Raw genomic sequence first — 9,360 nt, forward strand, 5'->3', positions numbered from 1 at the left:
GTGTTGGACTCTGGTGAATATGCGGTCTGAACCATCATGCTGTCACCGCTGTTTCCTGAACCGTATTGCCTTCAAGCACATAGAGTTCAGCCTTGGTGAGGGCGGCCGGGCTGCCAAATAACACCAATACATCTCCCGCTCTCAACACCGTGTCTGGAGCCGGTTCGCGGCCGCGAATGCCGTGCCGTCGCACGGCGACCACCGAGACCCCGAAGCTGGTCAAATTCAGCTCGCGAAGACTGAGATTCAGGGCAAAAGCAGTCTCTCCCAAAGGGATGGACGCCAGACGTGCCGATGTCTGATCCTCGCCCGGTTCAGAGCCACCCCAGAAAGCGCCCCGGAAAAACTGGTAGCGCTCCTGACGAAAGCGTCGGACCCGACGCAGCACTGTACTGATGGGAAATCCGATCAGGAGTAAGGTCTGGGAGGCTAGCATCAAGGCCCCCTCATTGACTTCCGGTACCACCTCATCGGCGCCGGCAGCTTCCAGTTTCTCCAGCTGACTGTCATCATGAGCCCGCACTATCACCGGCAATTCCGGGCGCAGTTCCTTGATGATGGCAAGGACACGATGACTGGAAGCAACATTGGCGTAGGTGATGACCACTGCACGGGCGCTGGCAATACCTGCGGCCTGCAGCACATCACGGCGGCTGGCATCGCCATAGAAAATGGATTCACCGGCTGACTGGGCCTGACGCACGCGCACCGGGTCCAGATCCAGCGCCACGAAGGGAATAGCCTCTTCTTCCAGGACCCTGCCGACACTCTGACCCACCCGACCGTAGCCGCACAGCACCACATGGGCTTTGAACCCGGTTGCGCGAATGTCCGTGAGCTGCTGATCCCTATGATGACGATAACTGCCTACCAGACGTCGGGCGATCCAACCGTTACGCTCCACCAGAATCGGCGCCAGCATCATGGACAGGAGCATTCCGCCCAGTACCGGCTGCAGTACATGGGCGGGCAAAAGTTGATACTGATTGGCCAAGGCCAATAGTACAAAACCGAATTCACCGGCCTGGGCCAGAACGATGGCTGAGCGCAACGCCACCCCGGATTCATAGCCAAACAGGCGACTCAGACCCCAGACCAGAAAGCCTTTGAGAAACAAAATCAGCGCTAAAACAATCAGTACCCAGGCCAGATTTGCCCACCATGCGGGTAAATCCACCAGCATGCCGATGGTGACAAAAAACAGTCCCAGCAAAATGTCACGGAACGGGGCAATGTCCGCCTCCACCTGATAGCGATAGGCGGTTTCGGAAATCAGCATACCGGCCACAAAGGCGCCCAGTGCCAGGGAAAGACCCGCCTGTTCAGTGATCCATGCCAGCGCCAGAGTGACCAGCAGAACATTGAGCATGAACAGTTCAGTGGATTTACGATTGGCAACAAGCTGAAACCAGGGGCGCATCACCGGGCGACCGATGACCAGTAGGACCAGCAAAACGACCACCGCCTTTAATCCCGCCATGGCGAGATCATGGGGCAGGGTTTTCGTGGATCCGGCCAGCGCTGGAATCAAAATCAACAGGGGTACTACTGCTAGATCCTGAAACAGCAGGACGCTAACTGCTATTCGGCCATGGCGGGACTGCATTTCCATTTTCTCGGCCAGGGCGCGGATGACCATGGCCGTGGAAGACATGGCCAGGATGCCACCGAGAATGACCCCGGTTTTCCAGGAAAGAGGAATAGCCAGTGCAATGCCAAAAAAAGCAACACTGGTCAACAAAACCTGAGCGATACCCATGCCAAAAATCAGGCGACGCATACTCATGAATTGTGAGAGGCTGAATTCCAGACCAATGCTGAACATCAGAAACACCACACCAAATGCGGCGAGCTGCCGGGTGCTGGCCAGATCAGGCACCACTGCCAGAGCATGGGGACCGAGAATCACCCCGGTCAGCAGATAGGCAAATACCGCCGGCAGCCGCAAAAAACGCAGGAAGCCAACCAGCACTACACCAGTGGCGAGCAGCAAAATGATGATCAGTAGTCCATGGTCTTGCATAGGCCTCCTCAGCAGAAGCGCCACGAGCCGGTCGTGGTGTCTGGATATCCTGAATGAATAGGGGTGCGATTGCGTGGCACGAATTCCCGAAAAGGGATGCGCGCTTATATTCGGCAGTTACCGACTTTCTGTTATCATAACCGCAAAAGGAGAATTACGCATGTATATTGTCACGGGCGGTGCAGGTTTCATTGGTGCCAACATGGTTCATGCATTGAATCAGCGCGGTATTACTAACATTCTGGTAGTCGATCATCTCACTCAGGCAGACAAGTTTCTCAACCTGACCGATCTGGAAATCGCTGACTACATGGAAGCGGAACGCTTTCTGGAATGTATCGAAAAAGACCAACTCAATGGTGTAGAAGCGGTTTTTCATGAAGGCGCATGTTCGGACACCATGGCCACCGATGGTCGCTATGTCATGGAAAATAATTATGCTTTCAGCAAAACGCTGCTGCATTGGTGTCAGCGGCATCACATTCCTTTGCTCTATGCTTCCAGCGCGTCCGTTTACGGGATGACCGGCAGTTTCAGCGAAGAACGGCAAGCGGAATCACCGTTGAATATTTATGGATTCAGCAAGTTTCAGTTCGATCAGTATCTGCGCCGCATGTGGCATACCCTGGAGGCTCCCGTCCATGGATTCCGCTATTTCAACGTGTATGGTCCCCGGGAGTTTCATAAGGGCCGCATGGCCTCCGTAGCCCTGCATTTCTATAATCAATACCGGCTCGATGGCCATGTTCACCTTTTCGCCGGCAGTGCGGGATACGACAATGGCGAACAGCGCCGCGACTTTATTCACGTCGATGATGTGGCTTCTGTCAATATGCATTTTCTCGATCATCCCCGCAGCGGTATTTACAACGTCGGTACCGGCCAGGCCCAGAGCTTCAACGATGTGGCAGTCACCGTGGTCAATAGCATGCGGCGTATGGCGGATGAGGACATCCACGACCTCGCCAGCCTGCAAAAAGCCCAAACCATTCGTTATATCTCCATGCCTGAAGCCCTCCACGGGAAGTATCAGAGCTTTACCCAGGCAGATATCCGCCAATTACGTGCGGCCGGGTATAATCAGCCCTTTCTTTCGGTAGAGCAGGGCGTGGCGCGTTACATCCACTGGCTCGCCGGGCGGGAGTCCTGATGGAAGGGCGGGTACTCATCACGGGCGTTGCCGGATTCATTGGATTTCATCTGGCCCGACGTCTGCTGGCCGATGGCTGGACGGTTCAGGGAATAGACAATCTCAACGACTATTATGATCCGGGCCTCAAAAAAGACCGTCTGGCCCAACTTGACGGGCATCCGGCTTTTCAGTTCCGAAAAATCGATCTGGCCGATCGCCCTGCCATGGAAACCCTGTTTGCCGGGCCCCATTTTGACGTGGTGATTCATCTCGCCGCCCAGGCAGGGGTACGCTATTCCCTGGAGGCCCCGCACAGTTATGTGGACAGTAATATTACCGGCTTTCTGCATATTCTGGAGGGCTGCCGTGCCCAAAAGACGACACATTTGCTTTTTGCTTCTTCCAGTTCCGTTTATGGGGCCAACAGCCATCTTCCCTATAGCGTCCATGATCCGGTAGATCATCCGGTGAGCCTCTACGCCGCAACCAAGCGGGCAGGGGAGTTGATGGCCCATAGTTATGCTCATTTATACGGAATTCCCTGTACTGGTCTGCGCTTTTTTACGGTATATGGCCCCTGGGGCAGACCGGATATGGCCTACTTCAGCTTTACCCGCAAAATCCTTGCGGGCGAAGCAATACCGGTATTCAATCATGGGAAAATGCAGCGGGATTTTACCTACATCGATGACATCATTGAAGGCGTCACCCGACTGATGCCGAAAATCCCCAACACTCAGGCTACCTGGCCCCAAGATCCTGCGGCCAGCGCCGCGCCTTTCCGGATTTACAATATCGGCAATCATACCCCGGTGGCCTTGACGGATTTTATTGGAACCCTGGAAAACTGTCTTGGAGAAAAAGCACAAATTGAATGGCTACCCATGCAGGATGGTGATGTGGTGGCCACTTACGCGGACGTGGCAGAACTTCAGGAGGCTGTGGCTTTTGCTCCAGATACTTCCCTGCAAGATGGACTACAACAATTCGTGAACTGGTATCGCCGGTATTACGGTTGATGACCATGCAAGCAGCGCATCGACCTCGTCATCTGCAGTCCATTCATCTGCGCAGTCGCAGCGAGTTTTTCTGGCACCAGTTGCGTTATACGGCGGTGGGTCTAGGCTTTATGGCGGGCTCTTTGGGGATGGGGGTCCTGGGTTATCATTTTCTGGGGCACATCAACTGGATCAACAGCCTCTTAAACGCCAGCATGATCCTGAGTGGCATGGGTCCGGTGTCCAGCATGCATGGCACGCTGGCAAAACTGTTTGCCAGCGCCTTTGCTCTCTATTCCGGCATTGTTTATCTGGCCGTATCAGCGGTACTACTTTATCCCATTGTCATGCGATTGATGAAGATTTTGCATTTGCAAGCCCTGAATACCGCCTCCAGCCATGCCGCAAATGCAGAAAGGCGCACCCAGGATGAGGACGCTTTTTAAGCGGATATCAACCAGCGATTTCAATGTGCGGTTTTGCCCGGGTAAACAACGGGCTTTGCCGCCGTACTTAATGCAGAAGCTTTTTGTTCAATTTGCTCAATCCAACTGCGCCCGGTACGAAAGCTCATCCATTGTCTGGATTCATAATCATAGAGTTTGCAAGCACGAAATATGTGCCGCACTTCCTTGAAGCTGAAACGCATTTCATGCACATACTGACCGTATGCTTTGCGCAAATCTGCATAAGCGGCTTCCAGATGATAAAATGGTATGCGCGGGTCAACATGATGTGGGGCATGAATCAGGATGTTGTGAATGAGCATCTCACTGATTTTTGAACAACGCACTACCGTACTGCAATATAATTGCCCAATAGCCTGACTCCATTCTTCTTTTTCCGTGAAAAAAGGAATGTTTGGGTGGGTGTGGTGGAGGAACACAAAAAGAGCAATGTAGTAATTGAAAACGAGAAAAGGCAGCAACACGGCCGCAAAAAAACCCATTGCCCCCGCCATCCACCAGGAAACCACAGAAAAAATCACAAAAAACAGTGCAGTCAATAGCTTGCTTAAAGTAAATGCGCGTCGATTTTTCTGGTCTGCCTTGAAGCGGATCATGCCCGGCCACCACACCCGCAGAAGATAGTGTAATGCGCAGGTGTAGGGACTGCGTTCCAGGCGATAGATCATTTTTTGCCAGGCATTTTTCTGGCGATATTCCTGGGGAGTCAGCGGTCTCCAGATCCAGTCGACAGAGCTCAGACTGGTAAAGCCATGGTGGACGCGGTTGTGACCAAAAGCCCAGAGGCGGTACATGTTGAAAGAGGGCAGCATGAACAGGGTACCCAGCACCTCGGCCAGATGCCGGTTTTCAAACAGGGCGCCATGGGCGGCATCGTGAGCCCAGACAAACATGAAAGCGACGGCAGAACCGGCTACCAAACCAAGAAGCAGTTGTGCCCACCAATACGGTACCAGCCATATACCGGCTATAGCCGCGAGGTACAAAAGCCCGTCAAAAGCGTAACTGAATAAGGCTTTAGGAGTACTGCGCTGGTAGCATTCCGGACGGATCGATTGCCTTATCGTTTGGATTTTCAGTGTTTTCAGTACATCGAGATCAACTGATGTCGTATTTTTTGGCATCACCTCAACCCTCAATAAATATAATCACACATTATTATACACAAATAACGAACATCTCCAAGTGTTTCCGAAAAGACGGCTGGAATGGTCCGGGAGGGGGAGCTGCAGAGCCACCGTGTAGGTCCGCATGTCTGCCGCATGCCTGGTATTTGGCAGAGGAAAAAATAGTGCTAACATGATGGGGTCATTTGCGCTATAAATGATGTGCTGTTGTCGCTGTCATTCTGTATCAACCATTGAGGAGAGTGAAAGAAATGTTGGATATCGCGAAGATCAAACCTGTTGCCCGTATTGTCCTGGTTGCCGGCGCCATTGCCCTGGCTTCTGCCTGTGCCAAAAAAGAAGATACGACTGCTGCTGCCAGCAGTGCTGCCACGACGACTGAATCTGCTGCTCCGGCCAGCACGACCAGCACCGATACCAGCGCAGCTGCTGCCCCCATGGAATCTGCTGCCCCCGATACCAGTGCTGACAGTTCTGCCGCCGCCGACACCAGCAGCGCCGATTCGTCGGATGCCGCTGCCAGCGACAGTTCCGGTTCTTCTACGGACTAAGTTGCCGTCTGGTAGATTGTATTATTCATATAAGAGGGAGGCGTAATCATGATGAACCTACGTAATATCAGTCCAATCATGCGCCTTCTGGTGCTCGCCGGCGTGGTCACTCTCGCTGCGGCCTGTGCCAAGAAGGAAGAGACCAGCACAGCGCCCAGTGAAAGCTCTGCTACCAGCTCGGCTACGAGTAGCGACCAGGCTTCTGGATCTACCCAAAGTGATGCCAGCAGCGCTTCTACCACTTCGCCATCCAGTTTTGATGTGCAGAGTGGGAGTGGGCATTTTGAAAAAGTGGCTGCTGTTGCCGGCATGAATACCGATCAAATGGCCAAAGCCAAGTCTCTGGCCGAAGCCAAAGGGTGTTTTGCCTGTCATCAGGTTGAGGCCAAAGTCGTTGGACCGGCTTTTGCCTGGGTTGCCTATAAATACAAGGGTAATCCAAAAGCGGTAGATACTCTGAGCCATGCGATTGAACACGGGGTGTCCGGAGTTTGGGGCGGTATGCCCATGCCCGCACAAAGCGTAACACCCGCTCAAGCCAAAGAACTTGCGGCTTGGGTGTTGGCGCAAAAACCACTTGCCCCCCCGAAAAGCGCCTGACCGGTTTTCGGGTCACCTGAAACCCCCGCCCAGCGGGGGTTTTTCTTATGGGAAACGCGGTGAAAAAAAATCTTAAAAAATTTTCCTGGATAGCCAGCACCTACTATGCGGAAGGCCTGCCTTTCTCTCTGGTGCAGCAGGTTTCTGTGCAATTCTTTACCCAAGCCGGGGCCAGCCTGCAAGTCATTGGACTACTTTCCTTTTTTGGCCTGCCTTGGAACCTCAAACTTTTCTGGAGCCCGATCATTGATTTGTTCGGGAACAAAAAACGCTGGCTGGTCATCATGGAGTTGATTCTCGGAGCGGTAGCCGCCTTGCTGATCTGGCCGGCGCAGCACCTCAATCTGGAACTTGCTGCCAAAATCTTCATGCTGATGGCTTTCATGTCAGCCACCCATGACATGTCGGTAGATGGCTATTATATCCAGACTCTCGACAAATCAGATCAGGCAGGATTTTCCGGGCTCAGGGTGGCAGCATATCGGGTGGCTATGCTGGTTGGAAACGGCGCGTTGGTGGTCTTGGCGGGCTGGGCATCATGGACCATCTGTTTTTTGACGGCAGCAGCCATGATGTGGGGGCTGGCAGGCCTCCATCAGCGGATTCTTCCCAGCCCGCCCTCCGAGCGTGCACAGCATCACCGGCAGCGCTGGGCGGCTGTGCGTGAAGCCTTTCAGACCTATTTGTCCCAGCCGGGAATTATTTGGGCATTGGCTTTCATCCTGCTGTTCAGGGCAGGGGATGCCATGATGTTTGCCATGGTGACGCCTTTTTTGAATCATCTGGGTTATGGTCTGGTGGCGCGCGGCATTCTGACCGGCAGTATCGGTACTGTCACCGGTATTGGTGGAGCCTTGCTGGGAGGCATCATCATATCGCGCTGGGGACTCAAAAGAACCTTGTTTCCCCTGACTTTTATTCAGTCTCTGGCCATACCGGCATATGCCTGGCTGGCCTGGGCTGCTCCTGATATCTGGTGGGTCGGGGTAACCATTGCCTTCGAACAAGCCTCCGCAGGACTGGGTACCGCCGTACTGATGGTATTTCTGATGCAACGCTGTCAGGAACATTACCAAGCCACTCATTTTGCCATCGGCTCGGCGTTGATGTCGGTGGCGGCAACTGTCGTCGGTGGTTTCAGTGGATTTTTGGCGGCCAAGGTGGGCTTTGTGGATTTTTTTCTGCTGGCTTTTGTAGCCGCGATACCCAGTCTCGTCCTGGCTCTGGCGATGCCGAACAAACTCTATAAAGACCCCATCAAAACCGTGTAGCATGATGAAAAATTATATTTTTCCATCATTCATCGCGAAGCTCTCCAAAGGCCGTATCCTCGTCCATCTGCAGGCAAATTGTCCATTTTTCTTGAGGAACTGGATAGGGCTTATCGCAAAAGTCATTACCGGATTCCGGGTAAATACGATTTTCGCATTGGTGGATCAGCCTATGGAGTACGTGGCGTTATGATTACTGCCTGGAATCCTCGTTCACAACCGTTGAGCCCGTGGAAAAATCAACATCGGCAGCATCAGCTGCTGCGCAATCTGCACACGGCAGGTTATTCGTGTTCGCGCGCCTGTTGCGGTATGGATGACTGGTGGGAAGAAAGCGTGTTGGTGCATGACATGAGTATGTCTGAAGCTTACCCCATAGCTCGGCGATGGGCGCAACATGCCTTTGTGTATCTAGATGGAAGACGAGTCTGGTTGGTATATATGCACTGAGCTTTAGTTCGCATAATGTTTATTATGTAAAATCACGATGCGCAAAGAGGAAAAAGCGGCTATATCCTGAATCTCTAATGTTCAATGAGGAAAAGCCATGCAAGACCGCAACCCGCCCATCAGAATCAACACTCTCGGTAACTATTTACAGATCGACATTCGCATACCCTGGGACCAGCTCACAGACCCCCGATTCCCCAATCGGCCACTAGGCCCGGACGGATTTCCCAAGGAACCACCCAAAAAACCAGACCCGGCCATCATGCAGCGATTTGTTGATAAGGTTCTGGAAGTCTATAAACGCCTAAAGAATATCCGAGAAACCGCAAAGGCCATCAATACACGTTGCCAAACTGTCCGGCGGATTGTGACCGAGCACGAATCCCGTCAAAAAAGCCTACAGCGAGAACAAGATAAGCAAGTCGCCCTCGATCTCATACAGCAAGGCATCCCCTTGTCAGAAGTTGCCCGCATCACTGGCAAACACCGCGAAACCCTCAAACGCTGGCAAAAGGCTTCATAGTCTGAAAAGCGTTTTTACGGCCAGCCATCCTCTTGGCAGCAACCAGATCGGGGTGGCCTTCCATCGCAGGGACAGCCAGTAACACCTTTAACACCGATCGATTTTAACGCATTGCGTCCTACCTGCGTATTCTGTTGATCGTGGGCACCGATTCTGGCGATCGTGGGCACCCCTGGAGAGGGAACATTTTGGTCGTTGTGATTTTAAGCACGGGTGGT

General features: G+C 53.0%; 10 protein-coding genes. 8 read left to right on the plus strand and 2 right to left on the minus strand.

What is annotated here, in order from left to right; all coding sequences use genetic code 11:
- Positions 1–34 precede the first annotated feature (34 nt).
- Positions 35–2,023: a monovalent cation:proton antiporter family protein gene (locus AC2VLR_RS06105; RefSeq protein ID WP_486881321.1), complete on the minus strand. Its 1,989-nt coding sequence runs from the start codon at positions 2,021–2,023 to the stop codon at positions 35–37.
- Positions 2,024–2,183: 160 nt separating this feature from the next.
- On the opposite strand from AC2VLR_RS06105, the gene rfaD reads away from it, so the two are divergent.
- Genes rfaD through AC2VLR_RS06120 form a run of 3 tightly spaced genes read left to right on the plus strand, consistent with a single transcriptional unit; the run spans position 2,184 to position 4,599 of the window.
- Positions 2,184–3,173: an ADP-glyceromanno-heptose 6-epimerase gene (rfaD, locus tag AC2VLR_RS06110; protein ID WP_486881322.1), complete on the plus strand. Its 990-nt coding sequence runs from the start codon at positions 2,184–2,186 to the stop codon at positions 3,171–3,173.
- Positions 3,173–4,174, plus strand: a complete 1,002-nt coding sequence (locus tag AC2VLR_RS06115; RefSeq protein WP_486881323.1) for an NAD-dependent epimerase — start codon at positions 3,173–3,175, stop codon at positions 4,172–4,174. The genes rfaD and AC2VLR_RS06115 overlap by 1 nt, the downstream gene beginning before the upstream one ends.
- Before the next feature lie 5 nt (positions 4,175–4,179).
- Complete coding sequence (locus tag AC2VLR_RS06120) at positions 4,180–4,599, plus strand: hypothetical protein (protein WP_486881324.1); 420 nt, start codon at positions 4,180–4,182, stop codon at positions 4,597–4,599.
- A gap of 20 nt (positions 4,600–4,619) precedes the next feature.
- Here the strand turns inward: AC2VLR_RS06120 and AC2VLR_RS06125 are convergent, their stop codons facing one another.
- Complete coding sequence (locus AC2VLR_RS06125) at positions 4,620–5,744, minus strand: fatty acid desaturase (protein WP_486881325.1); 1,125 nt, start codon at positions 5,742–5,744, stop codon at positions 4,620–4,622.
- A 254-nt stretch (positions 5,745–5,998) separates the two neighbouring features.
- Here AC2VLR_RS06125 and AC2VLR_RS06130 point away from each other — a divergent pair, with 254 nt between their 5' ends.
- From AC2VLR_RS06130 to AC2VLR_RS06150, 5 genes are all read left to right on the plus strand, one after another.
- Positions 5,999–6,298, plus strand: a complete 300-nt coding sequence (locus AC2VLR_RS06130; RefSeq protein WP_486881326.1) for a hypothetical protein — start codon at positions 5,999–6,001, stop codon at positions 6,296–6,298.
- 48 nt (positions 6,299–6,346) lie between these two features.
- Positions 6,347–6,898: a c-type cytochrome gene (locus AC2VLR_RS06135; protein WP_486881327.1), complete on the plus strand. Its 552-nt coding sequence runs from the start codon at positions 6,347–6,349 to the stop codon at positions 6,896–6,898.
- A 59-nt stretch (positions 6,899–6,957) separates the two neighbouring features.
- Complete coding sequence (locus AC2VLR_RS06140; protein WP_486881329.1) at positions 6,958–8,169, plus strand: MFS transporter; 1,212 nt, start codon at positions 6,958–6,960, stop codon at positions 8,167–8,169.
- A gap of 78 nt (positions 8,170–8,247) precedes the next feature.
- The gene (locus AC2VLR_RS06145) at positions 8,248–8,619 is read left to right on the plus strand and encodes a DUF3293 domain-containing protein (protein ID WP_486881330.1); all 372 of its coding nucleotides are present in this window, start codon (positions 8,248–8,250) and stop codon (positions 8,617–8,619) included.
- A gap of 97 nt (positions 8,620–8,716) precedes the next feature.
- The gene (locus AC2VLR_RS06150) at positions 8,717–9,142 is read left to right on the plus strand and encodes a helix-turn-helix domain-containing protein (protein WP_486881331.1); all 426 of its coding nucleotides are present in this window, start codon (positions 8,717–8,719) and stop codon (positions 9,140–9,142) included.
- The last annotated feature ends 218 nt before the right edge of the window (positions 9,143–9,360 follow it).

It is taken from the genome of Acidithiobacillus sp. TH-A117 (assembly GCF_057473465.1).